Source organism: Mesorhizobium sp. M2A.F.Ca.ET.043.05.1.1, from assembly GCF_003952445.1.
GTDB lineage: Bacteria > Pseudomonadota > Alphaproteobacteria > Rhizobiales > Rhizobiaceae > Mesorhizobium.
In genome coordinates this window covers 6,442,561-6,468,086 of sequence record NZ_CP034446.1, presented here as the reverse complement: position 1 = coordinate 6,468,086, position 25,526 = coordinate 6,442,561, and the positions used below count along the sequence as shown (strand labels likewise).

The window sequence follows — 25,526 nt, the reverse complement described above, 5'->3', positions numbered from 1 at the left end:
CCCTTGTTGTGGATCAATCCGCCGACAGATCCGCCGTCCGCGCCAGCGCGCTTCCAAAACCGTTGAGCGAGATGGTGAAGGAGATCGGCTGCATGGTGTCCGCCGCCGTGGCGTCGATCTTCAGTGTGGTGGCGCTCTGCAGCAGCGGCGTGGTGTCGGCATCGAACGTCACCGGCACCAGGCAACCCACCGCTTGGCAGGTGTTGAACTGCAGCGTGCCGTCAAGCTTCTTGTCGTCGATCTCGATCGCGACGCCGTTGGCGAGCGCAAGTCCGAAGGGCAGCGCCAGCGTGCCGCTGGCGTCCTGGCCGGTCTTGGTCGTCAATTCGATCGCCAGCAGCCGCTGGCCGCTCTGCTTGTTAAACTGCTGATGCGACAGGCTGCAGACCTTGTTGCTGCCGGTGACCTGGCAGTTCACCGTCCAGTCGCCATGCGTTTCCGAAAGCGCCGACGCGCCACCCGGCAGTTGCGGCTTGGCCGCCGCGCCGGCGGGCTGGGCGGCCACCTTGTCGCCCTTGTTCTGCGCGGCGAATGCCGGCGGACCGACGATGCCGGCGACGGCCAGCATCGCTATGGCAAACTTATACCTGATTTTCATCGAATCCCTCTTTGCCAACCGGCCAGTCGCGTGGACGGGCGGAGCCGCTGTTAGAGCCGCCAGCCGCCGCCGCCGTCAAGTGCAATGCTGAGGCACGGGCCGGATTTTCTTTGGCATGACAATCGATCAGCTGACCATGGCGCCGCCGGTCGAACACCCTATATTAGGTCCAGGTTCTGTTTTTCATGCGGACAAGGTAGCCATGTCGTTCCGCCGCCTATTGACGTTTCTGATTTCAGCTGTCCTGGCGGCCACCGGCTTGCTGGGCATGGCTTCCGGCGTATCGGCCCAGGTCGTCACCCCGACGAATCGCAACGCATTGGTGCAACAGAACCAGCTGCAACAGTTGCAGAACCAATTGCAGCGGCAGCAATACCAGCATCAGCAGCAGATCTATCGTGAGCTCGACCGGCCCACCGCGCGCCAGCCTCAGCCCAACGTGCCGGTATATGATCAGACATGTCGAATGGAAGCGGTCGGCAACACGATTTCGCGGGTTTGCCGCTGACATTTTGTTTTTTTCAGGTTATTAGCCGACTTACTTACCGGCAAAATACCGGATTGCAAGGGCGGTGGTTTTAGAGCAATTCCAGGAAAAGTGTGACACGGTTTTCCGTCAGGAATTGCGTAAAAACAGAAAGATAGAGCGGTTCGCCGTTTCCACGAAACGGTGAGACGCTCTAGGGTTTGCAGGGGGCCAGGTTTTTGCCGCGCCGATAGCGTATGGCAGGGAAGCTGCTCCTACCGGAATTTGGGATGGCAACAACCAAGAAGAAAGCAGTTCGCAAAGCCAAGAAAGGGCAACGGATCCGCCAGGTGGCGGCCATTCCGTTCCGGTTGCGGGAAGACGGTGGCCTCGAAGTGTTGCTCGTCACCTCACGCACCACGCGGCGCTTCATCGTGCCCAAGGGCTGGCCGATGAAAGGCAAGAGCGGACGCAGGGCGGCAACGATCGAAGCCCAGGAAGAGGCCGGTGTTCTCGGCAAGTCGCTGAAGCGGCCTGCCGGTACCTATTCCTATTGGAAACGCATGACCGACGGCTTCATTCGGGTGGACGTTTCGGTCTATCTCCTCCAGGTCACGGAGGAACTTGCCGATTGGCGGGAGGCCGCGAACCGGCAACGCGCTTGGCTGCCGCCGGCAGACGCTGCCCTGCTCATCGACGAGCCTGAGCTTTCGACGCTGCTCCGGGATCTGACCATTCCGGCCGCCGATCCGTCTTAGGCGGATACCTCTTCAGTATCGTTCGGCGCGATGGCGGCATGCCGGTGTGAATCCACCGCTGGGACCGTGCCCATTCGAAGCTTGACTCACACATATCCCGATGGTTATACATCAATCAATAGCCAATGGGTTATTGATTGATGACAACTGCCCATGACATGCTGTTCAGGACGCTTGCCGATCCGACGCGGCGCGCCATCTTCGAACGTCTCTGCCGCCAGGGCGAGCAGACGGTCGGAGCCCTCACCGCGCAGGCAGGCGTGTCGCAGCCGGCGGTGTCGAAGCATCTGGGCGTGCTCAAGGAGGCGGGACTGGTGCGCGACCGCCATGAAGGGCGCCAGACCCATTACAGCGCGCAGATCAAGGCGCTTGCGCCATTGATGGATTGGACGCGCGACATGGCGGGGTTTTGGGAAAGCCGGTTCGACGATCTCGAAGACCTGCTCAAAAGGATGGATCAATGAACGAAGCCGCAACGCGCTCCGTCATCGTCGAGCGCGAGATACCTTTTGCGCCGGAAAAGATTTGGCGTGCTCTCACCCAACCGCATCTCATCGAGGCGTGGCTGATGAAGAACGACTTCAAGCCGGTCCTGGACCATCGCTTCAATCTGAGCGCCGAATGGGGTGGCGTCGACTGCCAGGTGCGGACGGTCGAACCAAACCGGACGCTGTCCTACAGCTGGGACACCAAGGACCTCGAGAGCGTGGTCACCTGGACGCTGACTCCGACGGGCACGGGCACGCGTCTGCGTATGGAGCAGGTCGGCTTCCGCACGGATCAGGAGCCGTATTACCGCGGCGCCACCGTCGGCTGGAAGAGATATCTGGCGACCTTGGAGGAGGTCCTTTCGCGGCTCGACTGAAGGTCGCCGCCAATAGCAGGACTGCTCGGAACAACACACTGTTTGGCGGGGCGGCACACCGCAGGCGTAAGCCATGGAGATATCGAAATGAAGATCAAGTTGACCAGCATCTATGTCGACGACCAGGAGAAGGCCCTCGCCTTCTACACCGGCGTTCTGGGCTTCACCAGGAAGGCGGATTTCACCAACGGTCCATTCCGCTGGCTGACCGTCACCTCGCCCGACGATCCGGATGGCACCGAACTGCAGCTGGCACTCAATGACAATCCGGCGGCAAAGACCTATCAGCAGGCCATCTTCAAGCAGGGCCAGCCGGCGCTGATGCTGTTCAGCGACGACATCAAGGCCGACCACGATCGCATCAAGGCCAAGGGCGGCAGTTTTGCCATGGCGCCGACCGCGGTGACCGGCGCCACCATCGCGCAGCTCAACGACACCTGCGGCAACCTCGTCCAGCTTTCGCAGCTGGCGCGCTGGTAGGCGCCTCGATCCGTCTCGTCATTTGCAAGGGAGGTTAGATTGAACTGGAGCAAGTGGATCAGGCAGCTTCACCGCTGGCTGTCGATCATCTTCACCGTCACCGTCATTGCCAATTTCGCCGCCATGGCCATGGGCCCGCCGCCCGCCTGGATCGTCTATTCGCCGTTGATCCCGCTTTTCCTGCTTTTGTTCAGCGGGCTCTACATGTTCGTGCTGCCCTATGCCGCCAGATGGCGCGAAGAGCCAGCGGGCGAGCGCACGGAATCGGCCTGATGGCGAAGGCGAAATCGAAAGCCGACGCATCTCCGCACGAGAAACCGGTCCTGCTTTCAGGCGGCAATCCGCAGATCGCCAAGGGCCATGGCGACGCTCCCGTGCAGGCCTATATCGCGGCGATGCCGGGCTGGAAGAGCGAGGTCGGGCGCCGGCTCGACCAGCTCATCGTGCAAGCCGTTCCCAACGTGCAGAAGGCCGTCAAGTGGAACTCTCCATTCTACGGTATGGAGGGCGAAGGCTGGTTTCTCGGCATCCATTGCTTCGGCAGATACATCAAGGTGGCGTTCTTCCGCGGCCTGTCGCTGGATCCCGTGCCGCCGGCCGAATCCAAGAGCGGGGACACGCGCTATTTGCATATCCATGAGGACGATCGGCTCGACGAGGAGCAATTCGTCTCCTGGGTGAAACAGGCGAGCCAGCTGCCCGGCGAACGGATGTAAGCGCACGAAGGATCAAGCGCCGTCTCCCCGAAGGGCCACGGCGGCGATCTCATATCCAGCATCGAGGAGAAACCAGACATGCAAAAAGACGGCGAGCAGGACGGCAAGTCTGCGTCCGAGCTGATCGACGGAAGGATCAAGGAACTCGGCGACTGGCGCGGCGAGATGCTTGCCCGGCTCCGCGCCCTGATCCGGCAGGCCGCGCCGGAAGCCGTCGAGACATGGAAATGGCGCGGCGTGCCGGTCTGGGAGGATGCCGGCATCATCTGCACCGGCGAGACCTACAAGGCCGTCGTCAAGCTGACCTTCGCCAGAGGCGCGGCGCTGCCCGACCCCAAGAAGCTCTTCAACTCCAGCCTCGAAGGCAACACCAGGCGCGCAATCGATTTCAAGCAAGGCGACACGATCGACGCCGATGCCCTGAAGGCGCTCGTACGCGAAGCCGTGACCCTCAACAGATCGAAGGCCAAGCGCTGAGAGAGGACTGCGATGTAACGCTTCGGGTTGATGTTGCCGGCTTTTTCTTCCGCGCCCGGCAACGCGGATCGATACTATGCACCAAAATATCGCCATTACGCAGCGTAAGCGTCCTTCTGTTTCTGAGCAATAATTCATGAAACAAATACTGGACAAATTTATTGGCCGTTAAGCCAGGCGCGCTATCTGGATCGATGTCGCCGGCAACCGGGCGACATGCGGGGAAAAATATCGTCTCAACCGACGGATGAGCCAGTCGGACAGACGCCGGGGGAGCAGAACGAGCTCCATGGGAATGGGATGAAGTTCTCGTCGACCGATGCCGGTCCGCGTCTGATAGGGCTGGTCTGGCCCTTCGTCGCGGTAGTCCTGGTCCAGGCGCTGGTCGCAACCCTCAGCCTCCACACATTATCCGCGGTCCGCGCCTATGTCGGCGGCGAAAGTCAATGGTCGAAAGGCCAGAAGCACGCCATCTACTTCCTGAACCTCTATGCCGATACCGGCCAGCAGGAATATTTCAACGAATATCGTCAAGCCATCGCCGTGCCGCTCGCCGATCGCGCCGCGCGGCTGGCGCTCGAACAGGCCGAGCCCGACACGAATGCGGCCCGGCTTGGCTTTCTCGGCGGCAACAACCACCCCGACGATGTTGACGGCCTGATCTGGCTGTTCCGGAATTTCCGCCGCGTCAGCTATCTCGACACCGCGATCCGCCACTGGACGGATGCCGACGAGATGATCCTCGCCATCGAGGGACTTGGCGACGAGATGAATCGAAGGCTGGAAAAAGGGCCGGCAACGCCAGCCGAGATCGGCCTTTGGAAGGCGAAAATCCACCAGCTCGACCACCGGATCGGGCCGCTGGCCAAGGCTTTTTCCGACAGCCTCGGCGAGGGGTCGCGCTTCATCAAGATGGCGCTGACGGCGGCCAATCTCGCCACCGCCGCCCTGCTTATCCTGCTCGTCGTCTGGCGCACGCGCAAGCTGATGATACAGCGCCAGGCGTTTCAGAGCGCCCTCAACGCCGAGCGCGAGCGTGCCCAGATCACGCTGGCCTCGATCGGCCAGGCCGTCATCAGCACCGATGCCGAGGGGCGGCTTGACTATCTGAATGCCGGCGCGGAGCGGCTGCTTGCCTGCTCGCTGGCCGCAGCCAGGGGCAGGCCCATCGCCTCGTTGTTCCGGCTTGTCGACAAGGACAGCGGCGTCGAGGAGACCGATCTGATCGCGCGCCTGCTGGCAGGCGAGCCACGCCGCTCCAATGTGCGCCCGCAGCTCCTGGAGCGTCCCGACAGCTCGGTCGTGCCGGTGGCGCTGAATGGCGCGCCGCTGATCGTCTTGGGCCAGATCCTCGGCTGTGTCCTGGCCCTGCACGACATGACGCGCGAGCAGGATTATATCGAGCGCCTGTCGTGGCAGGCATCGCATGATGCGCTGACCGGTCTCGTCAACCGCCGCGACTTCGAGAACCGGCTGGCGGGCGCGATCTCCGAAGCGCCGGAAAGGTCGCGCAGGCATGCGCTGATGTATCTCGACCTCGACCAGTTCAAGCTGGTCAACGACACATGCGGCCATGCCGCCGGCGACCAGCTGCTGCGCCAGATTTCGGTGCTGCTCGCCAACGAGCTGCCGCCCGGCGACATCCTGGCCAGGCTGGGCGGCGACGAGTTCGGCGTGCTGCTCTTCGATTGCGATGCCGACTGTGCCGCCGCAACCGCCGAACGGCTGCGCGCCACGGTCCAGGACCTGCATTTCTCCTGGGACGGGCGTCCCTTCAACATCAGCGTCAGCATCGGCATGGTCGAGGTCGCCAATGTCGGCATGACGTTGGAGGAGGTGCTGCGCGCAGCCGACGTCGCCTGCTACATGGCGAAGGAAAAGGGCCGCAACCGCATCCATTTCCACAGCGAGGGCGACACCGCGCTGCGCGAGCGCTTCGGCGAGATGGCCTGGGTGCAGCGTCTGAATGCCGCGCTGGATCAGGACCGCTTCAGGCTGCATGCGCAGGAGATCGCGCCCCTGCGCGACGAGATCCCGGAGCAGGGCGCGCATATCGAAATCCTGCTCAGGCTGACCGACGAGGACGGCAGCTTCGTCACGCCGCAGAGCTTCATCCCGGCGGCGGAGCGCTACGGATTGATGCCGGCGATCGACCGATGGGTGGTGCGCAACACCTTCGCCACCTTGGCGGCCAGGCGCGCCGACCCGCACGCGACGCCGATATCCACCTGCGCGATCAATCTCTCCGGCGCCACCTTCGGCGACGAGACGTTCCTCGGCTTCATGCGCGAGCAGTTCGCCGCGCACGCCATCCTCCCCGAAACGATCTGTCTGGAGATCACCGAGACCAGCGCCATTGCCAATCTTTCCGAAGCCATGCGCTTCATCGCCGATCTGCGCGGGCTTGGCTGCCGCTTCGCGCTCGACGATTTCGGCTCCGGCATGTCGTCCTTCGCCTATCTGAAGCATTTGCCGGTCGACTACCTCAAGATCGACGGCAGCTTCGTCAAGGACATGCTCGACGACCGCATCGACCGCGCGATGGTCGAGATGATCCATCACATCGGCAAGGTGACGGGAAAACGCACCATCGCCGAATTCGTCGAAAGCGAAGGCATCATCGACGCCTTGAAAGCGATCGGCGTCGACTATGCGCAGGGCTATGCGATTGCGCGGCCCCAGCCATTCGACGCAACCACGGTGCTGCGCGGCAACCGCAGCGAGCGCGATGCAACGACGGATGGATGGGAGACTTTGGCGCGGACGCTGCGCCGCAAAGCGGGCTAATCTAGGCGACAATTCCTCCGGCCCGCCGTTCCAGCAGGATCGTCGGCTTCTCGTGATAGGTGGTCCGCAGAATCTCTCCATAACCGTTCTTTTCGGCGACCTTCAGCGAAGCGCCGTTTTCCGGATCGATGATGCAGACGGTTCTCGCTTGTCCCAACGCCTTGTCGCTCCAGGCGACGATCCGCCCGACAACCTCGCTCGCAAGCCCCCGGCCATGCGCCTCCGAAGCCAGGGCCCACCCGGCTTCCGGCACGCCTTCGATCGAAGGTTCGATCTCGCGCTTCAAGTCATGGAAGCCGGCCTCGCCGATGAAGCGCCCCGTCGCCTTGTCCTCGATCGCCCAGAAGCCGTAGCCGATCAGCGACCACAGGCCGGCATGGCGCAGGAAGCGCATCCAGCTTTCCTCGCGCGTGCGCGGCTTGCCGCCGATGAAACGGGTCACCGCAGGTTCCGCCCATATGGCGGCATACGTCTCGAAATCGCCCAGACGATGGGGCCGCAGGATAGTCCGCGCCGTCTCGAGGATCGGCACGCCAGCTTCCGTCTTGATGCTCATGGCACTCCTCTCGTTGAGACGGCAGCGCTTAGTGTGTTTCACCGTTTCGCGAGACGGTGAAACACACTAACTCTTTGTTTTCACGCAATTCCGGACGGAAAACCGCTCACACTTTTCCTGGAATTGCTCTAGCAAACCGGCGTCCCCCGGCAAGGGCCAGGATTGGCCAGCATCATCCTCCAGCGCAACGATTTCGCTGTCTGGGAATCCTGACCGATGATGCTACTGTTCGGACACAGCATCCAGCCGCGGCGCGGCCGCCAGGCGCAGGGAAGAACATGGACACTACTGACCTTGTATTGGCCATTCTCCATCACCTGCTGGTGTTCTCGCTGGCCGGCATCATCGGCGCCGAGTTCGTGCTGGTGCGCGGCGATCTGGGCGCGGCGGCGCTGAAGCGCCTTGCCGGCATCGACCGCCATTACGGCATCATCGCCGCGCTGATCGTCATCGTCGGCGTCTGCCGGGTGTTCTTCGGCCTGAAGGGTTGGGAGTTCTACGTTTACAATTGGGTGTTCTGGGCAAAGATGGCAGCCTTCGCCATCGTCGGCCTGCTGTCGATCGTGCCGACCATGCGCTTCCTCGCCTGGAATAGGCAGGCGAACGGCAATCCGTCTTTCGCCGTGCCGGCGGCAGAACTCGCCTCGGTGAAGAACTATGTCCGCGCCGAAGGCTTCATCTTCCTGCTCATTCCTGTCTTTGCCGCGGCCATGGCGCGCGGCTACGGCTATTAGAGCACGGCCCTAGGCCTCGGCCGGAAACGTCCCATCCAGCGGCGCGATCGGCACCAGTGGGGCGGGTATGTCGGTAGTCTTTTCCTTCGACTTGCAGATATCGGCGATGATGCAGACCGGGCAATCGGGCTTGCGCGCCTTGCAGACATAGCGGCCATGCAGGATCAGCCAGTGATGCGCGTGGCGCATATATTCGGCCGGGATGACCTTGAGCAGCCCCTGCTCGACCTGTTCCGGCGTCTTGCCGGGCGCCAGCCCGATCCGGTTGCCGATGCGGAAGATATGCGTGTCGACCGCCATCGTGTGCTGGCCGAAGGCGACGTTGAGCACGACATTGGCGGTCTTGCGCCCGACGCCCGGCAGCTTCACCAGCTCGTCGCGATCCTGCGGCACCTGGCCCGCATAGTTTTCGATCAGCGCCTTCGACAGCGCGATCACGTTCTTCGCTTTGTTCCGCCACAGGCCGATGGTGCGGATGTAGTCGCCGACCTTGGCCTCGCCCAGCGCCAGCATCCTGGCTGGCGTGTCGGCAGCCGCGAACAATGCCTTGGTCGCCTTGTTGACGCCTGCGTCAGTCGCCTGCGCCGACAGCACCACCGCGACCAGCAGGGTGAAGGCGTTGACATAGTCGAGCTCGCCTTTCGGCTCAGGCCGCTGCACGGAAAAGCGCCGGAAGATCTCATGCACCTCGGCGGCACTGTAGAGGGACCGGGAAGCGGCTTTTCGCGGCCGTGTACCAGTCGCCCGGCCGCCGCCGGCAGGGGCGGGTTGAGGCTTTTTGACAGCGATGGATTTTTTGGACTTGGGAGGCGCCATGTCCCTTCCTATAATATTCCGTCATGAGCGACACAAACGCGTCATTCGAAGCCGACCAGCCATTTTTCCAGGCCTTGCTGACGCCGCACCGCTCGCTCGGCCGCACCGGTTTCCTGATCCTGATGGGGGCGCTTGTCTTCGGCTGGGCGGTCACCGGCGCCTTTTTCCTGGCGCATGGCGCCTGGCCGGTGTTCGGCTTCTTCGGCCTCGATGTGATCGCCGTCTATATCGCTTTCCGCGCCAACTATCGCGCCGCGCGCGCCCGCGAGGAAATCACCGTGTCGCGCACCAGCCTCGACATCCGCAAGACAGCACCTTCCGGCCGCTCTGAAGCGCATCATTTCAACCCGTTCTGGACCCGGTTCTCGATCGCCCGCCACAGCGAAATCGGCATCACCAGGATGGCCGTCGAAGCGCAGGGCAAGAGCGTGGCGATCGGCGGCTTCCTCAATCCCGACGACCGCGAGAGCTTCGCCACCGCCTTTTCACGCGCGCTGGCAACCGCCAAGACGCGCTGACGCCCAGGCAAATCTGAACCGGTAGCGCAGCAACCTGCCGACCTTGCGCATGGCGGGGATAAGCCTCCAGAGGCCGACGAACAAGCGCGCGGACCAGCTAAGCCGCGCCCCTTGCTGCGGCTTGTAGGACGGTCCGGTACCGACGGCAGGAAGGCAAGTTTCGGGTGGTTGCAAAGCTCCGGAGGACCGATATTCGCGGCCAAGGAGATATTGCCATGAACGCGCAGATGACCATGAATACGCAGATGAAGCCGATCGCGATCCTTGAGAACGACATCACCCCGGAAGGCAGCGACTATGACGTCGTGCGCCGCGCCATCGAGAAGATCAGCCTCGATTATCGCGACCAGCCTTCGCTGGAGGTGCTGGCCGAGGAAGTCGGCGAGACGCCGACCGGCCTGCAGAAGCTGTTCACCCGCTGGGCCGGCCTGTCGCCGAAAGCCTTTCTGCAGGCGGTGACGCTGGACCACGCGCGCAGGCTGCTCGATTCCGGCATGCCGCTGCTGGAGACCTCGTTCGAGCTCGGCATGTCCGGCCCCGGCCGGCTGCACGACCTCTTCGTCACCCACGAGGCGATGTCGCCCGGCGACTACAAGACGCGGGGCGCGGGCCTCACCATCCGCTACGGTTATCACATCTCGCCTTTCGGCATCGCGCTGATCATGGTCACTGACCGCGGCCTCGCCGGCCTCGCCTTCTGCGATGCCGGCGGCGAGCGGGCTGCCTTCGCCGACATGTCCGGCCGCTGGCCGAACGCGACTTATGTCGAGGACATGTCGGCCACCCAGGCTTACGCCGCGCGGGTCTTCGACCCGACGAAGTGGCGCGCCGACCAGCCGCTGCGCGTGGTGATGATCGGCACCGATTTCCAGCTGCGGGTCTGGGAAGCCTTGCTGCGCATCCCGATGGGCAGGGCCTGCACCTATTCCTCGATCGCGGCTAGTATCGGCGCGCCAAGCGCCAGCCGGGCCGTCGGCGCGGCCGTGGGCGCCAACCCGATGTCCTTCGTGGTGCCCTGCCATCGGGCGCTGGGCAAGTCGGGCGCACTCACCGGCTATCACTGGGGTCTGACACGCAAACGCGCCATCCTCGGCTGGGAAGCGGGGCAAGTGGGCTCCTGAAACAATCGATTTTTTGGTGGACCGTTGCGAAAAACCGCATATCGTAATATAAATCGGTACATCCTAAATAAACCGATCGACATATTTGCAAAATACAACCGGTGACAACCTGCGGTTGGCGCCGGTTTTCCTTTAAGTTGCTTCCCGACGTTATTTCACTTAACGCTAAATTAACCACGATAAAGGGAAGATGACCCGACGTTGAGCCGGCACCATCCGGCTCGAAGGAGGGGTCCCAATGAAATTCGCTCGCGCCGCAATGGCAGCAGGCCTGCTGGCCGCCTGCGCCGGCCAGACGGCATCGGCCGCCACCGGAAACGTGCTTTTCAACGGCACGATCACCGCGACCTGCACCATCACGATCAACTCCAACGGCACGATGACCGTGAGCAGCAATCTTCAGTCGCTGAGCTCACACAATGCCGGCGGCTCGGCAGGCAGCGCTCAGGTCGACACGACGGGCGGCGTCTCGCTCAGCGTGGACCCGGTAACCACGACCACCGTGCCGGCATCCGACACGACGGCGACGACATGGACTCCGACCTTCGCCACTTCAGGCGCGCAGACGATTGCCGAAACCGGCACCGCGACCGCGCTGACGGTGCCCGGCACATCGACGGTGGCGGTCAATCTCGCCGGCACCAAGAGCGGCACGAACCGGTTCTCCGCCGGCAATTACCAGGCAACGGTGACGTTGCGCTGCGAATAGCTCTCACGCGAAAGGAGCGGTCCTTGAGAAGAATTGCAATCCTGGCGGCGGGCCTGATCGCCGCGCTGTCTCCCGTAGCGGCGACCGGCCAGTCGATGACGCCGATGCGGGGCGAGGTGCGGTCCTTCACCGATGCCTTTGCCGTCCGCGTCTTTCCGGGCAACCCGTATAACCAGCGCATCCGGGTCGAGGTCCATGTCTACGACCAGGATTTCCAGCCCGTCGCGGCCAGGATCACGCCGAGCGCCTTCCTTCTGGCCGGCCAGGCGTCGCGCCCTGTCCTGGTGGTCGTCCCGTTCGACGGCGCGAACGAGCGTAAAGTGCGTATCTGTACCGAGAGTATCCCCTTTCCAAGCGAGCAGACCCAGATAAGGGCACAGATATGCGGAAAGTTCTTCGGGCATCGCAGGTTCTGACCTTTTCCTTGCTGCCCGCCCTGGCTGTCGTCAGTCGGGGACTTGCCGAGGATATCCTGAACCTGAATCAGAACCAGACCGGTTTCAGCCTGCCCGGCGTCACCTTGCCCCAGGGGCAGGACGAGGTTCATGCCAGCGACGGCACGACCTGCCGCTCGGCCGTTTCCGGCAGCGGCGCCTATCTCGACCTCGGCGTCATCCACGGCAACAACTCCAGTAACCAGGCTAACAGCGACCTCGCTACATATGGCCGCGTGGTGATTCCGATCGGGCGGACGCCTAAACGCGTCGATTGCAGCCGCCTCTACGAGCTGGAAGTCGAGCGCCTGCAGCTTGAACTGAAGCTGCTCAAAATGGGCCTCGGCGCCGACGGCCAGACGACGGGAAGTGTGCCCGCCTCGCCACCCCAGGGCGCTGCGCCCCAGGCCAGCGCGACGCAAGCCAACGAGGGCCAAGCCAACGTGGCTCAAGTCAAATCAGTGGGATGGGCCAATGAAGGCTGGACCATCAGAGGCACGACCGGCAATGCGAAGAAAAAGAAGCGGAAATAGAAGCGCGCTGTTAGCGCTGGCGGCGCTTGCCGGTCTCTGCCTTCCGGCGCAGGCGGCGATCATCGGCACCTGCACGATCATGATCGGCGCCTCGGGGACGATGAAATCGAACCCCGCCATCAACATCTTAGGCTCCAAGCAGGCAGGCGGGTCGAGCGCCGGCGCCACCATCACGGCGAACTCGACGCTGTGTTCCATCCTAAACCTGCTGGACTGCTATACCGTTTCCGCGCCGGCGCCGATCGCCTTCACCTCGGCACCGAGCGGCGGCGACACCAATGTCACCTTCGCCACCGTCTTCCGCCTCGACGGCTCAGGCGTGGACATACCGGGCAGCTCGCCGCAGCGGGTGACCAACGGCACCCACACCATCCAGGTCGATCTCACCGCTACCAAGTCGCCCGGCATCTTCCCGGCAGGCAACTATCAGGGCACGGTCACAGTGCGCTGCGAATGATGACTGTGGGCCAAGAGCCCGCGCAACCGACATGATCTGGCAACCGGCGGGCTTTGCGGCTAGCTTCGCGCCCAGCTCGCAATTCCAGGACTAGCGCTTCGCCGCCCATTTCGCCAGGAATTGCGAAAAGCAGAATCTTGGAGCAGGTCCGCCTTTCAAGCACGGGCCGGGCCGCTTCAACGGGAGGCAGTTTTTGTGATTATCATTGTCGGCTCGATCAACCTCGATCTCATTGCCAATGTCGACCGCCTGCCGGAACCCGGCGAGACGGTGCGCGGCTCGAGCTTCGCCACCGCCCCCGGCGGCAAGGGCGCCAACCAGGCACTGGCCGCGGCGCGCGCGGGTGCCCAGGTACGCATGGTGGGCGCGGTCGGCAAGGATAGTTTCGCCGCCGACGCGCTCGCCCTTCTCAAGGCCGGCAATGTCGATCTCTCCGGTGTCGGCCAAAGCTTCGCCTCGACCGGCACCGCCTTGATCCTGGTCGGCGCCGACGGCGAAAACGTCATCGCCGTCGTGCCGGGCGCCAATGATTCGGTGGTGCCGGGCGATGTCGCCAAGGCCTATCTCAAAAAGGGCGATGTCGTGCTCCTGCAGCACGAGATCCCGCTGCAGACGGTCGAGGCCGCGCTCGACGCGGCGCGCGCGGCGGGCGCCGTCAGCGTGCTCAACACCGCCCCCTTCCGTGCCGAAGCAGCCGGTTTCCTCGGCAGGGCGGACTATGCGGTCGCCAACGAGACCGAATTCGATCTCTACGGCGAGGCGCTGTCGCTTTCCGGGCGCGACCGCCCTGCCCGCATGCGCGACTATGCCCAAAAAACCGGCCGCGCCATCGTCGTCACGCTCGGCGGCGACGGCGTGCTGGCCGCCACGCCCGATGATTTCCTCACCGTTCCGGCGCTCAAGATCACGCCGGTCGACACGGTCGGCGCCGGCGACACCTTCTGCGGCTATTTCGGCGCCGGCCTGTCGTCCGGCCTGTCGCTCGAACAGGCGCTTACTCGCGCCGCCGCGGCCGGCTCGCTCGCCTGCCTGAAGCCCGGCGCGCAGCCGGCGATCCCGCTCGGCAAGGATGTCGACGCTGCCTTGGCGGGAACGCGTTAAGCATGCGTCCCGTCACCAAGCACGCCCTGCCGCCGGCCGGCGATATCTGCCGTCTCTCCGCCGTCGAGCTCGCCGACAGGATCAGGCAACGGCAATTGTCGGTGTGTGAAGTCGTCAGCGCTTTCCTTGACCGCATCGAGGCCGTCAACCCGCTGGTCAATGCGATCGTCTCGCCGCGCGAGCGCGCCGACATCCTGGCCGAGGCCGACAACGCCGATGCTCATCTGGCCCGCGGCGGCGAGGCCGGATCGCTGTTCGGCCTGCCGATCGCCATCAAAGACCTCGCCCTGACCAAGGGGCTCAGAACCACGTTCGGCTCGCCGATCTTCGCCGATTTCATCCCTGACACGGACGACTTCTTCGTCGAGCGCATCCGAAAGACCGGCGCCATCATCATCGGCAAGACCAATGTTCCGGAATTCGGCCTTGGCTCCAACACCTACAATCCGGTCTTCGGGCCGACGCTCAACGCCTTCGACCCGGCGCTGACCGCCGGCGGCTCGAGCGGCGGCACGGCGGTGGCACTGGCGCTCGACATGCTGCCGGTCGCCGACGGCAGCGACTTCGGCGGCTCGCTGCGCAATCCGGCCGCCTACAACAATGTCTACGGCTTCCGTCCCTCGCAGGGGCTTGTGCCCGCCGGCCCCGACATCGACGTCTTCTATTCGCAAATGGGCGTCGAGGGACCGATGGGCCGCAGCGTGCGCGACATCGCGCTGCTGCTCGACGAACAGGCGGGCTACCATCCGCAGGCACCCTTGTCCTATGCCAAGGAGGGCTCGTTCCTCGACGGCTTAGGGACGAAAGCCTCCGGCGGCCGCGTCGCCTGGCTGGGCGATCTCGGCGGCCATCTGCCGACGGAACCGGGCGTGCTCGACCTCTGCGAGACCGCGCTTGCCCGCTTTGCGGACGCGTCGTTCCCCAGCGAAGCGCTGGTGCCGGATGTCGATTTCGAGGCGTTGTGGCAGGCTTTCGTCACCCTGCGCCAGGCAAACAGCGGCTGCGGGCTGAAAGCGCATTACGATGACCCGGAAAAGCGCAGGCTTCTGAAGCCTGAGGCCGTCTGGGAAGTGGAACAGGCGATACGCCTTACCGCGCCGCAGATCCACGCCGCCAGCGTCCAGCGCACCGCGTGGCATCGCACGCTGCTTTCGCTGTTCGAGCGCTTCGACCTCATCGCGCTCCCGACCGCGCAGGTCTTCCCGTTCGACGTAACCACCCACTGGCCGCGCGAGGTCGCGGGGCGGACCATGGACAGCTATCATCGGTGGATGCAGGTCTCCGCCTTTGCAACGCTGGGCGGCTGCCCGGCGCTCAACGTGCCGGCCGGCTTCGACGCAAAGGGCCGGCCGATGGGCATGCAATTGATCGGTCGCCCGCGCGGCGACCTCGCCGTGCTCAAGGCCGGCGCCGCCTACGAGGCGACGCTGCCCTGGCCGGTGGGGGCCGCGTGACGGGCCGCCCTGCCCGGTCAGCTTGCGCCAACGCCAATCCCGTGCATTGATCGCGCTCCGCCCAAATCGGCGCCGTCCTGTTCGAGGCAAGAATCATGTCGCTGGAACTCTACGCAACCTATGTCGTCGCCTGCATCGTCATCATCCTGGTGCCGGGCCCGACCGTCACACTGATCATCGCCAACAGCATCCGCCACGGCTCGCGCGCGGGCTTGGCCAATGTCGCCGGCACGCAGGCCGGGCTCGCCATCATGATCGCGATCGTCGGCATCGGCCTCAATACGCTGATCGCCGGCATGGGCCACTGGTTCGAATGGGTGCGGCTGATCGGCGCCGCCTACCTGATCTGGATGGGCATCCAGATGTTTCGCGCAAAAGGCGCGCTGAACCCGGACGGGTCGGCGAAGAAGCCGCGCGGCGGCTTTTTCCTGCAAGGCTTTCTCGTGGCGGTCAGCAATCCGAAGACCTTGGTGTTCTTCGGCGCCTTCTTCCCGCAGTTCATCGCGCCGCAGGGCAATTACACGCTGCAGATCGTGGTCATGGGCCTGACGGCGATGATCTTCGCCGCCATGTCGGACTCGACCTACGCCCTTGCCGCCGGCCGCGCAGGACGCCTGCTGTCGGCCAGCCGCGTCAGGCTGATGTCACGCATCAGCGGCAGTTTTCTCGTTGGCGGTGGCCTCTGGCTGGCGTTTTCGAAGGCGAAGTAACAGTCTTCCCCTTCTCCCCTTGTGGGAGAAGGTGGATCGGCGCGCAGCGCCGAGACGGATGAGGGGTGTTCCAGCGGAGTGAGGCGTGGGCTTTCCCTGGAGCACCCCTCATCCGACCTCGCTTCGCGAGGCCACCTTCCCCCACAAGGGGGGAAGGAAGAGGTGCTACAACCGCCCCAGCCGCTCCACCAACAGCGCGAAGAAGCCGTCATGATCGATGTCGCGCATCACGGTGGCATTCTTTTCCCGCTTGGTGACACCCCACCAGTCGATCACCGTCATGCCCATGGTGAGTTCCGACGCGGTCTCCACGCTGACATTGCAGCGGCGGCCTTTGAACAGTTCCGGCTTCAGGAGATAGGCGATCACGCACGGATCGTGCAGCGGCCCGCCATCGGTGCCGTATTTCTCCTCGTCATAGCGTTCGAAGAACTCCAGCATCTCGGCGGTCGCGGTGCCGACCTTGGTGCCGAGCTGGCGGAAAGCCTGTATGCGCTTTGACGAGGTCAGCGCCTTGTGGGTGACGTCGAGCGGCATCATCACGATCGGGATGCCTGATTTGAACACCAGATCGGCGGCCTGCGGGTCCACATAGATGTTGAATTCGGCGGCCGGGGTGACATTGCCGCCCTCGAAGAAGCCACCGCCCATCAGGACGATTTCCTTGATGCGGGGCGCGATCCTGGGCTCGCGGATCAGCGCCAGCGCGATGTTGGTGAGCGGTCCGAGCGGGCACAGCGTGATCGTGCCGCTTTCCTCGCGCATCAGCGTCTCGACGATGAAATCGACGGCGTACTGTTCCTGCAACGGCATGGTGGGCTCAGGCAGCTGCGGGCCATTGAGGCCCGTTTTGCCATGCACTTCCTCGGCGGTGACCAACTCGCGCGTCAGCGGGCGGATGGCGCCGGCATAGACCTTGATGTCGGGTCGGCCGGCCAATTCGCAGATCTTGCGGGCATTGTTCTGGGTCAGCTTTAGCGGCACGTTGCCGGCAACGGCGGTGATGCCGACGATCTCCAGCTCGGAGCTGCCGAGCGCCAGCAATATGGCGACGGCATCGTCCTGGCCGGGATCCGTGTCGATGATGATCTTTCTGGACTGGGGCATTTCAATTCCTTTTTGGGGAGTCTTTTTGGGCGGGGTTTCGAGCATGATCCCGAAAAAGTGGGAACCGGTCTTCGGACGAGATCATGCTCCAACGAACAGCTGAAACAGGATGGCGGTTCAACGAAACGTCATCCTGATTTCAGTGGCTTGAACTTGATCGCGCGGCGGACCATATCAAGACCATCGGGAAAAATGCCATCCGGGTTTTTCCAGTTTGTGTCGCTCTTCAGAGGACAGTGTAACAATGAGTCGAATGACGCCCTTCTCCAGCCCGCTTCTTCTGGGCTTCGATGCCATGGAAAAGACGCTGGAGCGTCTGGCGAAGACCGGCGACAGCTATCCGCCGTACAACATCGAACGCCTCAGCGCCGCTGACGGCAAGGCCGAAAGGCTGCGCATCACATTGGCCGTTGCCGGTTTCGCCGAGAGCGATCTCGATGTCACCACGGAGGAAAACCAGCTGATCGTGCGCGGTCGCCAGACCGACGACACCGAGCGCGAATTCCTGCACCGCGGCATCGCCGCGCGCCAGTTCCAGCGCTGTTTCGTGCTGGCCGACGGCATGCGGGTGATAGCGGCCGAGTTGAAGAACGGCCTGCTGTCGATCGATCTCGATCGGCCGGAGGCCGAGCGGCTGGTACGGAAAATAAACATATCGGTGAAAGACTGACCTTCGCCGATGGCTCTATGCGAGGCGGCCAATCCTGGCGTCCTCGCGCCAAGGAGGCTTGAAATGACCAGAACTGACGAAACGATCACCATGACCAGCGGCGAACTCGCCCATCTCGGCGAAGGCTCTGTCGCTTATCTGCGGAAAGTGTCGAGCGACGACCTGCGCGGCCGCTTCCCCGGCCTCGGCGAAATCGCCCCCGGCCTGGAGCTGTGGGCGCTGTTTGCCGCCAACGGCCAGCCGATCCTGCTTTCCGATGCCCGTGACCGGGCGCTGGCGGGTGCGTTGGAGAACGACCTGACCACTGTCGCCATCCACTAACGCATGTCTCCCGAAAGTGGGGACCGGTTTCGGGATAAAGACATGCGTAAAATCAAAACCTAAAGCGCATGGAGTGAATCTGAAAGATCGCGACGCGCTTTAGGGCGATTGCTGGCAGTCCGAAATGGAAAGGGCCGCTCTCGGCGGCCCCTCTAGGGTTTAATCCCAAAACTAGATCTATCCCAAACTTCAGGCCGCGTGCGAAGCCTGCGTGTCGGACAGCAGGGCGTGGATCGCCACTGCGTCGCGCGTACCCCTGATCTTGGCCACCGTGTCGGCATCGCGCAGCACGCGCGCGATGCGCGACAGCGCCTTGAGATGGTCGGCGCCGGCGCCTTCGGGCGCCAGCAGCAGAAAGACGAGGTCGACCGGCTGGTCGTCCAATGCCTCGAAATCGACCGGCGTTTCCAGCCGCGCGAAGACGCCGGCGATCCGCTTCACGCCGGCGAGCTTGCCGTGCGGAATGGCGATGCCGTTGCCGACGCCGGTCGATCCCAGCCGCTCGCGCTGCAGGATGGTGTCGAACACCTCCCGTTCCGGGATTCCCGAAATCGCCGCCGCCCTCTCCGACAGCAATTGCAGAAGCTGCTTTTTGGAATTCGCCTTCAACGCCGGCATGATCGCCGGGACGCTGATGAGATCGCTGAGATCCATGCTTGAAAAATCCCTTGCTCGCCTGCCGCGCCAGTCGTCGCCCCCTCGCGCGGCCGGCTTTTTATGCCTGTGCGACTTTGGTCGTCGACGGATCGATCCAGCCGATATTGCCATCCGGCCGGCGGTAGACGATGTTGAGATGGTCGGTCCCGGCATTGCGGAACAGGAATACCGGGCTGTCGCTGTTGTCGAGCTCGATGACAGCCGACGCCACCGACATGGTCCGCAGCGTCATGCTTGATTCGGCGACGATGGCCGGAGCGAAGTCCTCCGGAATGTCTTCCTCATCATCTGTGAGGGGAGCCATCACCGTGTAGGCGATGTCGGTCGGCTCTTCGCCATTGCCGTTCCCCGTATTGCGCGATTTCAGCCGGCGCTTGTAGCGGCGCAGCCGCGTCTCCAGGCGATCGGCCGCCGCCTCGAAGGCAAGCGTCGGGTCTTGGGCATCGCCGGTCGCCTGCAGCGAGGCGCCGGAATCGAGCCGGACCATGCAGTCGGCGGAGAAACGCGACCCCGATTTGATGACCGTGACATGTCCTGAAAAACCCCGATCGAAATATTTCTCGATCGCCTCGCCGACCCGGTCGTTGATGCGCGTGCGGAACGCATCGCCGATGTCCATGTGTTTTCCCGAAATGCGTAGATTCATCTGAAAACTGACCTTCCTTGCCCAGGCTTCAAACTGGTCCCGAGTTTATACCCGTGGTGCGCGCGCACAAGCTTCGCAGCGGCATGCGCGCCGATTTTAGACCCGAACTTTCCGGTTGATCACAAGTCGCCTTCTTGGCCGTCCATGGCCTTGTCTGACGGACCCATTTGCAAGCTGGCATTACCGCCCTGCTCATGCGGGCGGGCTTCTAGACACTTCATTGCGGCTTGTCAATCAAGCTTGGGGATTGCCGGAAATCATCGGGCTTCGGGGTCGGGCCGGCATCGCGCGAATACCGGCGGGCCTACCGGCCGGCGTTCGCGAGCGCCCGCTTCTCCCGCCGCCTTTGCACAGACGACGGGATATTCATGCCTTCGCGGTATTTCGCAACGGTGCGGCGCGCGATATCGACACCACTTTCCTTGAGCATGTCGACGATGGCGTCGTCGGAAAGCACGTCGGCAGGCTTTTCCTCGTCGATCATCTGCTTGATGCGGTCGCGCACGGCCTCGGACGAGTGCGCTTCGCCGCCTTCGGCCGAGGCGATCGACGCTGTGAAGAAATAGCGCAGCTCGAAAACCCCGCGCGGCGTCAGCATGTATTTGTTGGCGGTGACGCGACTGACGGTCGATTCATGCATGCCGATGGCGTCGGCTACCGTGCGCAGGTTGAGCGGCTTGAGGTGGCGCACGCCATGGACGAGGAAGGCGTCCTGCTGCCGCACGATCTCCGAGGCCACCTTGAGAATGGTCTTGGCCCGCTGGTCGAGGCTGCGCGTCAGCCAGTTGGCGTTCTGCAGGCATTCGGCGAGAAAATCCTTTTCCGCCTGGTCCTTGGCGTGGCTCGAGACACGGGCGAAGTAGACATTGTCCACCAGCACGCGCGGCAGCGTGTCGGCATTGAGCTCGACTGCCCAGCTGCCGTCATTGGCCGCGCGGACCTCGACATCGGCGACGATCGCGTCGCTTGCGCCGCCCGAAAACGCCAGGCCGGGGCGCGGATCGAGCGCGCGGATCTCGGCAAGCATGTCGAGGAGATCCTCCTCGTCGACGCCGCAGATGCGTTTCAGCGTCTGGAAATCGCGCCGCGCCAGAAGCTCGAGATTGGCGATCAGCGCTTTCATTGCCGGATCGAGCCTGTCGCGCGCCTGAAGCTGCAGCGACAGGCACTCGGCAAGGTCGCGCGCGAAGAGCCCTGGCGGCTCGAAGCTCTGGCAGACGCCAAGCACACGCGCCACCGCCGCTTCATCCGTGCCGACCCGGACCGCGATCTCCATCAGGTCCGTGCGCAGATAACCGGCCTCGTCGAGCCCGTCGGCAAGCTCGCCCGCGATGAGACGGTCGCCGGGGCTCAGCGAAGCAAGCGCGATCTGCTCGCCGACATGTTCGCGCAATGTGACCGCGGCCGCGGCCATGTCGCCGACGTCGAAGCCCTCGGATGAGGCCGTGCCGGCGCTGCCCGCGGCCGACTTCCACTGCGCCGTGAGATCCGGCCCCAGCCGCTCGCTGGTGCCGGGATCGTCGGGAAACAGATTCTCCAGGGAGGAGTCGAGCTTTTGCGAGATCGCTTCCGCGCTCCACTCCGTCTCGCCCTCGAACCAGTCGCCGGCGCTATCCCGCTCCGGCGCGGCCTCGCTTTTCTGGGCCTGGTCGCTGGCGGCGTCGTCCTGCGGTTCGGCCCGCTCCAGGAGAGGGTTGCGCTCGATCTCATCGTCGATGAAGCGTTCGAGCTCGACATGGGTGAGCTGCAGCAGTCGGATCGACTGCATCAGCTGCGGCGTCATCACCAGCGACTGGGATTGTCTGAGCTGCAGTTTGGCTGCCAGCGCCATGGTGGGATTCAAACGCCTCGTCTACGCGTCGCACTCTTGCTTTCCGGTCGGGCATAGAAACTGGCCCGGCTTTTGCTTGTCAAGGAAAACGCTAGCAGGATCGGCTTACCGGAGCGTTATTGGGCCGAAAAATCGCGACAGACCAGTCGAAATTCGCTCAAATTCACTCTGGAGAAAGGTATTTCACGCTCAGAGCGTGAAACCCTCGCCGAGATAGAGACGCCGCACATCGGCGTTGGCGACGATTTCGTCGGCCCGGCCATGCGTCAGCACCTGGCCGGCATGGATGATATAGGCGCGATCGATCAGGCCGAGCGTCTCGCGCACATTGTGGTCGGTGATCAAGACGCCGATGCCGCGCGCCGTGAGGTGACGCACGAGCTGCTGAATGTCGGCGACGGCAATCGGGTCGATGCCGGCGAAGGGCTCGTCGAGCAGCATATAGGCAGGCCGCGTCGCCAGGGCCCGCGCGATTTCAAGGCGACGCCGTTCGCCGCCCGACAGCGACATCGAGGGCGCCTTGCGCAGATGGCTGATGTGGAATTCCTCGAGCAGCTCGTCGAGGTTGCGTTCGCGCACCTTGCGATCTTTTTCGACCACTTCCAGCACGGCGCGGATATTCTGCTCGACGTTCAGCCCGCGGAAGATCGACGCTTCCTGCGGCAGATAGCCGATACCAAGGCGGGCGCGCCGGTACATCGGCATCGACGTGACATCGAAGCCGTCGATCTCGATGGAGCCCTCATCGACGGGGACAAGGCCGGTGACCATGTAGAAACAGGTGGTCTTGCCGGCGCCGTTGGGGCCAAGCAGGCCGACGGCCTCGCCCGCGCGCACACCCAGCGTCACACCGCTCACCACCTTGCGGCCCTTGTAGCTTTTGGTCAGGCCCTTGGCGATCAGGGTGCCCTTGAACTTCGCCTTGTCGGTGCCGACCGTCGCCGGAGCAGCCGGCTTTGCGGCCGCCCGTCCCGGAAGACGGGCAAGCAGCGAGGATACGCCGGCCATTACTTGCTCGACGCTCCCTGCTGGGCCGTGCCCTGCTTCTGGGGCGTGAACGACATCATCACGCGGCCACCGCAGCCGTCGACATTGGCAAGGCCGCTCTTCATCTGCACGGTGAGCTTGCAGCCCTTGAGGACGTTGTCGCCCTGCGACAGCACCACTTCCTTGCCCTTGAGCGTGAGCACCTGCGTCTTCATGTCGAACGTGCCGCTGTCGCCGGTGGCGACCTGATCGTTCGATTTGACGTAGACCTTGTTCTCGACCTCCAGGTGGTCGATGTTGGCGGCACCCGTCATCGCCGACGCGCCGGCCGCGGCGCTTTTGCCGGCATTGGCATCCTTAACATAGTAGACCGTCATCTTGCCGGCCTTGAGCAGCGTCGGCCCCTGATTGACGGTGACATTGCCGCTGAATATGGCCATGCTCTCGGCCTGCCGGACCTCCAGCTTGTCGCTTTCGATCTGGATCGGCTGGTCGCCGGACAGCTTGAGCCCGGACATCTGGCTGGTCGCGCTCGACTGCGCGAAGGAATGCGCCGTCCCCAGAAACAGCAATGCGGAGGCAGCGCCCAGAGCCCACGCGGATTTACTGCGACGCATTCTGTTCTCCACTGTTTACCCCTGCCGCCTTCAGTGCAGTCGGATCGATGTTGACGCGAACCCGGTTCTCGAAGACCACGAGCCTGCCATTGTCCTCGACCGACATCGAGTCCGCGGTGATGCGCGACCCGCCGCGGCTGACGTCGACCGGATTGCTCGTCTTCATAGAGCCTTTGCCCATGTCTAGGAAGATCGATTTGAATTTCGCCGCAAGACCGTCCGTCGTCGTCACGCTGACGTCACTGGTGAGATCCATCGTATTGGCGTCGCGATTGTAGATACCGTGCTCGGCATCGACCGACACGATATTGTCGGTGGCGACGGGCAGCTTGGCGTTGATGCCTTCGAGATCGATCACGGCCTGCTGGCCGACATCCTGCGTCGCCCTAGTCGCCGTCAGTGAATAGGGCAGCTTCTGCTTGGTGAAGCCGTTGAGCTTCGGATTGGCCATCACCAGCTTGCCGTTCGAAAACGCCGTGCCGTCGGCCTGCACGGAAATGGAGATTGGCGCTTTGAGGTAGGAATAGACCGGAAAGGCGATCGCAATGGCGGCCGCGAGCAGCGGCACCGCGAATTTCAGCACGCGCACGCGGCGCGAGTGCCGTTGCGCGCGGTTGAACGCCTCGCCGCGCGTGCCGTCTTGGATCGCGGGAGCCGGTGCCACAGCGGCATCGCTCGTTTCGTCAGATCGCGCCAACATGACTTTTCTAATGGACCTTTGTCCGCCCAAACATCCGCCTATAGGTGGTATGCCGGCACCTACACGCAAGCACAAGGGGACGAAAACTGCAAAAATGTGACGGCTGCCGCCCACAAAACTGGGAGGAGTTCGGGGAGACGGCCCGCACTTCATAGCAGATACAGAAGGGGACTGGGTTAATTTTTCGTGAGGTCGCCATCAACGCCGAGCTCGAAGCCGGCGTTCAGGAAACGGTAGCCGTGTGCCGAGGCTTGCTTTAAAAGCTTGCTTTCCCACCGACCCATGAGGCTGACGATGGCAATGAGAGCCGACGACCTGATCGACCGCCGCCGCTTGCGCCGCAAGCTGACTTTCTGGCGCGTGGCCGCTTTTGTGGTTCTGGCGGCAGCGGTGATCGCCTTCTCGGCATGGGTCTATGACGACAATTTCACCGGCCAGGCGGTCCCCCATATCGCCAAGGTGAAGATCGAAGGCACCATCACCGAGGACGAGGAACTGCTCAAAAGGCTGGAAGCGATCCGCAAGTCTGCGGAGGTGAAGGGCGTCATCCTGTCGATCGATTCGCCCGGAGGCACCACGGTCGGCGGCGAGTCGACATTCGAAGCCGTGCGCAAGCTTGCCGGCGACAAGCCCGTGGTGGCCGAGGTCGGCACGCTGGCGGCATCGGCCGGCTATATGATCGCAAGTGCAGCCGACCACATCGTTGCCCGCAAGACCTCGATTGTCGGCTCGATCGGCGTGCTGATCCAATATCCTGACGTCAGCGGTCTCATGGACAAGCTCGGCATCAAGCTGGAGGAAGTGAAATCCTCACCGCTCAAGGCTTCGCCCTCGCCCTTCAAGCCGACCAATGATGATGAGCGCGCTATGGTGCGCAAGCTGATCCTCGACAGTTATGACTGGTTCGTCGGCATCGTCGCGGACCGCCGCAAGATGACGCATGAGCAAGCACTGGCGCTGGCCGACGGTTCGATCTTCACCGGCCGCCAGGCCTTGGCCAACCATCTGGTCGACGCCGTCGGCGGCGAGCAGGAGGCGATCGACTGGCTGGCGACGAAAGGCGTGGATGCCAAGCTCAAGGTCGTCGAGTGGAAGGACAAGGACAGGCGTGGCGGCTTCCTATTCTCGCAGTCGATGGCGAAACTGGCCGCGAAGGCGCTTGGCCTGCCGGATGCCGGCGGTGATATCATTCACGAGCTCGGCGCCGACCGCTTGTTTCTTGACGGTCTCGTTTCGGTCTGGCACCCTTGACATGCCGTTGGCGCGAGCCAAAAAAGCAATAAAAATCATCCTGATAATCGTCTGCAGTGGTTTTACGGGGAACGTTCCATGATCAAATCCGAGCTTGTGCAGATCATTGCTGCACGCAACCCGCACCTTTTCCTGCGCGACGTCGAAAACATCGTCGGTGCGATCTTTGACGAAATCACCGACGCGCTTGCCGAGGGCAACCGGGTCGAATTGCGCGGTTTCGGCGCCTTTTCGGTGAAAAACCGTCCCGCCCGCACCGGCCGCAACCCGCGCACCGGCGAGTCCGTCGAGGTCGAGGAAAAGTGGGTGCCGTTCTTCAAGACCGGCAAGGAGTTGCGCGAAAGGCTGAACGGCGGCAAATAGTCGCCGCGCCGGCGGGTCGAGACGGCATCTTGGCGCTTAAAGCATGTCTCCCGAAAGTGGAGGCCGGTTTCGGGGCAAAGACATGC

33 protein-coding genes are annotated in these 25,526 nt (G+C 63.3%); 23 read left to right on the top strand and 10 right to left on the bottom strand.

Going from position 1 to position 25,526, the window contains the following annotated elements:
- Positions 1–13 precede the first annotated feature (13 nt).
- Positions 14–598: an invasion associated locus B family protein gene (locus EJ069_RS31230; protein WP_126064394.1), complete on the bottom strand. Its 585-nt coding sequence runs from the start codon at positions 596–598 to the stop codon at positions 14–16.
- A gap of 115 nt (positions 599–713) precedes the next feature.
- On the opposite strand from EJ069_RS31230, the gene EJ069_RS31225 reads away from it, so the two are divergent.
- From EJ069_RS31225 to EJ069_RS31185, 9 genes are all read left to right on the top strand, one after another.
- Positions 714–1,106, top strand: a complete 393-nt coding sequence (locus tag EJ069_RS31225) for a hypothetical protein (protein ID WP_245456371.1) — start codon at positions 714–716, stop codon at positions 1,104–1,106.
- A gap of 248 nt (positions 1,107–1,354) precedes the next feature.
- Complete coding sequence (locus tag EJ069_RS31220; RefSeq protein ID WP_126064927.1) at positions 1,355–1,822, top strand: NUDIX hydrolase; 468 nt, start codon at positions 1,355–1,357, stop codon at positions 1,820–1,822.
- Between the two features lie 140 nt (positions 1,823–1,962).
- Positions 1,963–2,286: a metalloregulator ArsR/SmtB family transcription factor gene (locus EJ069_RS31215; protein WP_126064393.1), complete on the top strand. Its 324-nt coding sequence runs from the start codon at positions 1,963–1,965 to the stop codon at positions 2,284–2,286.
- Positions 2,283–2,687 carry an SRPBCC domain-containing protein gene (locus EJ069_RS31210; protein WP_126064392.1) on the top strand — a complete coding sequence of 135 codons (405 nt, stop codon included), beginning with the start codon at positions 2,283–2,285 and terminating at the stop codon, positions 2,685–2,687. The genes EJ069_RS31215 and EJ069_RS31210 overlap by 4 nt, the downstream gene beginning before the upstream one ends.
- 87 nt (positions 2,688–2,774) lie before the next feature.
- Positions 2,775–3,167 (top strand): VOC family protein, encoded by a 393-nt coding sequence (locus EJ069_RS31205; protein ID WP_126064391.1) that lies wholly within the window; start codon positions 2,775–2,777, stop codon positions 3,165–3,167.
- 39 nt (positions 3,168–3,206) lie between these two features.
- Positions 3,207–3,440, top strand: coding sequence for a hypothetical protein (locus EJ069_RS31200; RefSeq protein WP_126064390.1), 234 nt, complete (start codon positions 3,207–3,209; stop codon positions 3,438–3,440).
- Positions 3,440–3,883 (top strand): DUF1801 domain-containing protein, encoded by a 444-nt coding sequence (locus tag EJ069_RS31195; RefSeq protein ID WP_126064389.1) that lies wholly within the window; start codon positions 3,440–3,442, stop codon positions 3,881–3,883. Before EJ069_RS31200 ends, EJ069_RS31195 begins: the two co-directional genes overlap by 1 nt.
- 78 nt (positions 3,884–3,961) lie before the next feature.
- The gene (locus tag EJ069_RS31190) at positions 3,962–4,360 is read left to right on the top strand and encodes a DUF1801 domain-containing protein (RefSeq protein ID WP_126064388.1); all 399 of its coding nucleotides are present in this window, start codon (positions 3,962–3,964) and stop codon (positions 4,358–4,360) included.
- Between the two features lie 300 nt (positions 4,361–4,660).
- On the top strand, positions 4,661–7,147 hold the full coding sequence (locus EJ069_RS31185) for an EAL domain-containing protein (protein WP_126064387.1): 2,487 nt from the start codon (positions 4,661–4,663) through the stop codon (positions 7,145–7,147).
- Between the two features lies 1 nt (position 7,148).
- Here EJ069_RS31185 and EJ069_RS31180 read toward each other — a convergent pair whose 3' ends face one another.
- On the bottom strand, positions 7,149–7,703 hold the full coding sequence (locus EJ069_RS31180; protein WP_126064386.1) for a GNAT family N-acetyltransferase: 555 nt from the start codon (positions 7,701–7,703) through the stop codon (positions 7,149–7,151).
- Between the two features lie 278 nt (positions 7,704–7,981).
- On the opposite strand from EJ069_RS31180, the gene EJ069_RS31175 reads away from it, so the two are divergent.
- Complete coding sequence (locus EJ069_RS31175; protein WP_126064385.1) at positions 7,982–8,437, top strand: DUF2214 family protein; 456 nt, start codon at positions 7,982–7,984, stop codon at positions 8,435–8,437.
- Positions 8,438–8,446: 9 nt separating this feature from the next.
- Here EJ069_RS31175 and nth read toward each other — a convergent pair whose 3' ends face one another.
- On the bottom strand, positions 8,447–9,253 hold the full coding sequence (gene nth, locus EJ069_RS31170; RefSeq protein WP_126064384.1) for an endonuclease III: 807 nt from the start codon (positions 9,251–9,253) through the stop codon (positions 8,447–8,449).
- Between the two features lie 23 nt (positions 9,254–9,276).
- Between nth and EJ069_RS31165 the strand changes: the two genes are divergently transcribed.
- From EJ069_RS31165 to EJ069_RS31125, 9 genes are all read left to right on the top strand, one after another.
- Positions 9,277–9,771 carry a DUF2244 domain-containing protein gene (locus EJ069_RS31165; RefSeq protein WP_126064383.1) on the top strand — a complete coding sequence of 165 codons (495 nt, stop codon included), beginning with the start codon at positions 9,277–9,279 and terminating at the stop codon, positions 9,769–9,771.
- A gap of 215 nt (positions 9,772–9,986) precedes the next feature.
- Entirely contained in the window at positions 9,987–10,892 is a 906-nt protein-coding gene (locus EJ069_RS31160; RefSeq protein ID WP_042641085.1) for a methylated-DNA--[protein]-cysteine S-methyltransferase, read from the top strand.
- Between the two features lie 238 nt (positions 10,893–11,130).
- Positions 11,131–11,601 (top strand): hypothetical protein, encoded by a 471-nt coding sequence (locus tag EJ069_RS31155; protein ID WP_126064382.1) that lies wholly within the window; start codon positions 11,131–11,133, stop codon positions 11,599–11,601.
- 32 nt (positions 11,602–11,633) lie between these two features.
- A complete protein-coding gene (locus EJ069_RS31150; protein ID WP_245430037.1) occupies positions 11,634–12,017 on the top strand; it encodes a hypothetical protein in 384 nt (127 codons plus the stop codon).
- Entirely contained in the window at positions 11,984–12,568 is a 585-nt protein-coding gene (locus EJ069_RS31145) for a hypothetical protein (RefSeq protein ID WP_126064381.1), read from the top strand. Before EJ069_RS31150 ends, EJ069_RS31145 begins: the two co-directional genes overlap by 34 nt.
- Positions 12,543–13,025 (top strand): hypothetical protein, encoded by a 483-nt coding sequence (locus tag EJ069_RS31140; RefSeq protein WP_189476063.1) that lies wholly within the window; start codon positions 12,543–12,545, stop codon positions 13,023–13,025. Before EJ069_RS31145 ends, EJ069_RS31140 begins: the two co-directional genes overlap by 26 nt.
- 195 nt (positions 13,026–13,220) lie before the next feature.
- Positions 13,221–14,126, top strand: a complete 906-nt coding sequence (locus EJ069_RS31135; protein ID WP_126064379.1) for a ribokinase — start codon at positions 13,221–13,223, stop codon at positions 14,124–14,126.
- Positions 14,127–14,128: 2 nt separating this feature from the next.
- Complete coding sequence (locus EJ069_RS31130) at positions 14,129–15,580, top strand: amidase (RefSeq protein ID WP_126064378.1); 1,452 nt, start codon at positions 14,129–14,131, stop codon at positions 15,578–15,580.
- 95 nt (positions 15,581–15,675) lie between these two features.
- The gene (locus tag EJ069_RS31125; RefSeq protein ID WP_126064377.1) at positions 15,676–16,290 is read left to right on the top strand and encodes a LysE family translocator; all 615 of its coding nucleotides are present in this window, start codon (positions 15,676–15,678) and stop codon (positions 16,288–16,290) included.
- 165 nt (positions 16,291–16,455) lie between these two features.
- Here the strand turns inward: EJ069_RS31125 and EJ069_RS31120 are convergent, their stop codons facing one another.
- Positions 16,456–17,397 carry a nucleoside hydrolase gene (locus EJ069_RS31120; protein ID WP_126064376.1) on the bottom strand — a complete coding sequence of 314 codons (942 nt, stop codon included), beginning with the start codon at positions 17,395–17,397 and terminating at the stop codon, positions 16,456–16,458.
- A gap of 244 nt (positions 17,398–17,641) precedes the next feature.
- Here EJ069_RS31120 and EJ069_RS31115 point away from each other — a divergent pair, with 244 nt between their 5' ends.
- Together EJ069_RS31115 and EJ069_RS31110 are read left to right on the top strand one after the other, a co-directional pair.
- Positions 17,642–18,067: an Hsp20 family protein gene (locus EJ069_RS31115; RefSeq protein ID WP_042641067.1), complete on the top strand. Its 426-nt coding sequence runs from the start codon at positions 17,642–17,644 to the stop codon at positions 18,065–18,067.
- A 63-nt stretch (positions 18,068–18,130) separates the two neighbouring features.
- Positions 18,131–18,388 carry a DUF1150 family protein gene (locus EJ069_RS31110; RefSeq protein ID WP_036257920.1) on the top strand — a complete coding sequence of 86 codons (258 nt, stop codon included), beginning with the start codon at positions 18,131–18,133 and terminating at the stop codon, positions 18,386–18,388.
- Between the two features lie 189 nt (positions 18,389–18,577).
- On the opposite strand, the gene ptsN is transcribed toward EJ069_RS31110, so the two are convergent.
- The 6 genes from ptsN to lptC form a co-directional block, all read right to left on the bottom strand.
- Positions 18,578–19,042 carry a PTS IIA-like nitrogen regulatory protein PtsN gene (ptsN, locus tag EJ069_RS31105; RefSeq protein WP_042641064.1) on the bottom strand — a complete coding sequence of 155 codons (465 nt, stop codon included), beginning with the start codon at positions 19,040–19,042 and terminating at the stop codon, positions 18,578–18,580.
- Positions 19,043–19,103: 61 nt separating this feature from the next.
- Positions 19,104–19,691, bottom strand: a complete 588-nt coding sequence (gene raiA, locus EJ069_RS31100; protein ID WP_042641062.1) for a ribosome-associated translation inhibitor RaiA — start codon at positions 19,689–19,691, stop codon at positions 19,104–19,106.
- Positions 19,692–19,995: 304 nt separating this feature from the next.
- Positions 19,996–21,522 (bottom strand): RNA polymerase factor sigma-54, encoded by a 1,527-nt coding sequence (rpoN, locus tag EJ069_RS31095; RefSeq protein ID WP_126064375.1) that lies wholly within the window; start codon positions 21,520–21,522, stop codon positions 19,996–19,998.
- A gap of 189 nt (positions 21,523–21,711) precedes the next feature.
- Entirely contained in the window at positions 21,712–22,530 is an 819-nt protein-coding gene (lptB, locus tag EJ069_RS31090) for an LPS export ABC transporter ATP-binding protein (RefSeq protein WP_042641058.1), read from the bottom strand.
- On the bottom strand, positions 22,530–23,126 hold the full coding sequence (locus tag EJ069_RS31085; RefSeq protein WP_126064374.1) for an LptA/OstA family protein: 597 nt from the start codon (positions 23,124–23,126) through the stop codon (positions 22,530–22,532). Before EJ069_RS31085 ends, lptB begins: the two co-directional genes overlap by 1 nt.
- The gene (lptC, locus tag EJ069_RS31080) at positions 23,113–23,790 is read right to left on the bottom strand and encodes an LPS export ABC transporter periplasmic protein LptC (protein WP_245456370.1); all 678 of its coding nucleotides are present in this window, start codon (positions 23,788–23,790) and stop codon (positions 23,113–23,115) included. The genes EJ069_RS31085 and lptC overlap by 14 nt, the downstream gene beginning before the upstream one ends.
- A 330-nt stretch (positions 23,791–24,120) precedes the next feature.
- Between lptC and sppA the strand changes: the two genes are divergently transcribed.
- Positions 24,121–25,077, top strand: coding sequence for a signal peptide peptidase SppA (gene sppA / locus EJ069_RS31075; protein WP_126064372.1), 957 nt, complete (start codon positions 24,121–24,123; stop codon positions 25,075–25,077).
- 78 nt (positions 25,078–25,155) lie between these two features.
- Positions 25,156–25,440 (top strand): integration host factor subunit beta, encoded by a 285-nt coding sequence (locus EJ069_RS31070; RefSeq protein ID WP_027165368.1) that lies wholly within the window; start codon positions 25,156–25,158, stop codon positions 25,438–25,440.
- Positions 25,441–25,526 lie beyond the last annotated feature (86 nt).

What these genes read in the sequence shown, in the direction of transcription:
- EJ069_RS31180 (WP_126064386.1), bottom strand. Translation starts at nt 7,703, where the DNA reads ATGAGCATCAAGACGGAAGCTGGCGTGCCGATCCTCGAGACGGCGCGG.
- EJ069_RS31120 (WP_126064376.1), bottom strand. Translation starts at nt 17,397, where the DNA reads ATGCCCCAGTCCAGAAAGATCATCATCGACACGGATCCCGGCCAGGAC.
- raiA (WP_042641062.1), bottom strand. Translation starts at nt 19,691, where the DNA reads ATGAATCTACGCATTTCGGGAAAACACATGGACATCGGCGATGCGTTC.
- ptsN (WP_042641064.1), bottom strand. Translation starts at nt 19,042, where the DNA reads ATGGATCTCAGCGATCTCATCAGCGTCCCGGCGATCATGCCGGCGTTG.
- nth (WP_126064384.1), bottom strand. Translation starts at nt 9,253, where the DNA reads ATGGCGCCTCCCAAGTCCAAAAAATCCATCGCTGTCAAAAAGCCTCAA.
- EJ069_RS31070 (WP_027165368.1), top strand. Translation starts at nt 25,156, where the DNA reads ATGATCAAATCCGAGCTTGTGCAGATCATTGCTGCACGCAACCCGCAC.
- EJ069_RS31140 (WP_189476063.1), top strand. Translation starts at nt 12,543, where the DNA reads ATGCGAAGAAAAAGAAGCGGAAATAGAAGCGCGCTGTTAGCGCTGGCG.
- EJ069_RS31115 (WP_042641067.1), top strand. Translation starts at nt 17,642, where the DNA reads ATGAGTCGAATGACGCCCTTCTCCAGCCCGCTTCTTCTGGGCTTCGAT.
- EJ069_RS31230 (WP_126064394.1), bottom strand. Translation starts at nt 598, where the DNA reads ATGAAAATCAGGTATAAGTTTGCCATAGCGATGCTGGCCGTCGCCGGC.
- EJ069_RS31175 (WP_126064385.1), top strand. Translation starts at nt 7,982, where the DNA reads ATGGACACTACTGACCTTGTATTGGCCATTCTCCATCACCTGCTGGTG.
- lptB (WP_042641058.1), bottom strand. Translation starts at nt 22,530, where the DNA reads ATGGCCGGCGTATCCTCGCTGCTTGCCCGTCTTCCGGGACGGGCGGCC.
- EJ069_RS31130 (WP_126064378.1), top strand. Translation starts at nt 14,129, where the DNA reads ATGCGTCCCGTCACCAAGCACGCCCTGCCGCCGGCCGGCGATATCTGC.
- EJ069_RS31085 (WP_126064374.1), bottom strand. Translation starts at nt 23,126, where the DNA reads ATGCGTCGCAGTAAATCCGCGTGGGCTCTGGGCGCTGCCTCCGCATTG.
- EJ069_RS31160 (WP_042641085.1), top strand. Translation starts at nt 9,987, where the DNA reads ATGAACGCGCAGATGACCATGAATACGCAGATGAAGCCGATCGCGATC.
- EJ069_RS31125 (WP_126064377.1), top strand. Translation starts at nt 15,676, where the DNA reads ATGTCGCTGGAACTCTACGCAACCTATGTCGTCGCCTGCATCGTCATC.
- EJ069_RS31165 (WP_126064383.1), top strand. Translation starts at nt 9,277, where the DNA reads ATGAGCGACACAAACGCGTCATTCGAAGCCGACCAGCCATTTTTCCAG.
- EJ069_RS31190 (WP_126064388.1), top strand. Translation starts at nt 3,962, where the DNA reads ATGCAAAAAGACGGCGAGCAGGACGGCAAGTCTGCGTCCGAGCTGATC.
- EJ069_RS31110 (WP_036257920.1), top strand. Translation starts at nt 18,131, where the DNA reads ATGACCAGAACTGACGAAACGATCACCATGACCAGCGGCGAACTCGCC.
- EJ069_RS31195 (WP_126064389.1), top strand. Translation starts at nt 3,440, where the DNA reads ATGGCGAAGGCGAAATCGAAAGCCGACGCATCTCCGCACGAGAAACCG.
- EJ069_RS31225 (WP_245456371.1), top strand. Translation starts at nt 714, where the DNA reads ATGACAATCGATCAGCTGACCATGGCGCCGCCGGTCGAACACCCTATA.
- EJ069_RS31210 (WP_126064392.1), top strand. Translation starts at nt 2,283, where the DNA reads ATGAACGAAGCCGCAACGCGCTCCGTCATCGTCGAGCGCGAGATACCT.
- EJ069_RS31215 (WP_126064393.1), top strand. Translation starts at nt 1,963, where the DNA reads ATGACAACTGCCCATGACATGCTGTTCAGGACGCTTGCCGATCCGACG.
- EJ069_RS31185 (WP_126064387.1), top strand. Translation starts at nt 4,661, where the DNA reads ATGAAGTTCTCGTCGACCGATGCCGGTCCGCGTCTGATAGGGCTGGTC.
- sppA (WP_126064372.1), top strand. Translation starts at nt 24,121, where the DNA reads ATGGCAATGAGAGCCGACGACCTGATCGACCGCCGCCGCTTGCGCCGC.
- EJ069_RS31155 (WP_126064382.1), top strand. Translation starts at nt 11,131, where the DNA reads ATGAAATTCGCTCGCGCCGCAATGGCAGCAGGCCTGCTGGCCGCCTGC.
- EJ069_RS31205 (WP_126064391.1), top strand. Translation starts at nt 2,775, where the DNA reads ATGAAGATCAAGTTGACCAGCATCTATGTCGACGACCAGGAGAAGGCC.
- EJ069_RS31220 (WP_126064927.1), top strand. Translation starts at nt 1,355, where the DNA reads ATGGCAACAACCAAGAAGAAAGCAGTTCGCAAAGCCAAGAAAGGGCAA.
- rpoN (WP_126064375.1), bottom strand. Translation starts at nt 21,522, where the DNA reads ATGGCGCTGGCAGCCAAACTGCAGCTCAGACAATCCCAGTCGCTGGTG.
- EJ069_RS31145 (WP_126064381.1), top strand. Translation starts at nt 11,984, where the DNA reads ATGCGGAAAGTTCTTCGGGCATCGCAGGTTCTGACCTTTTCCTTGCTG.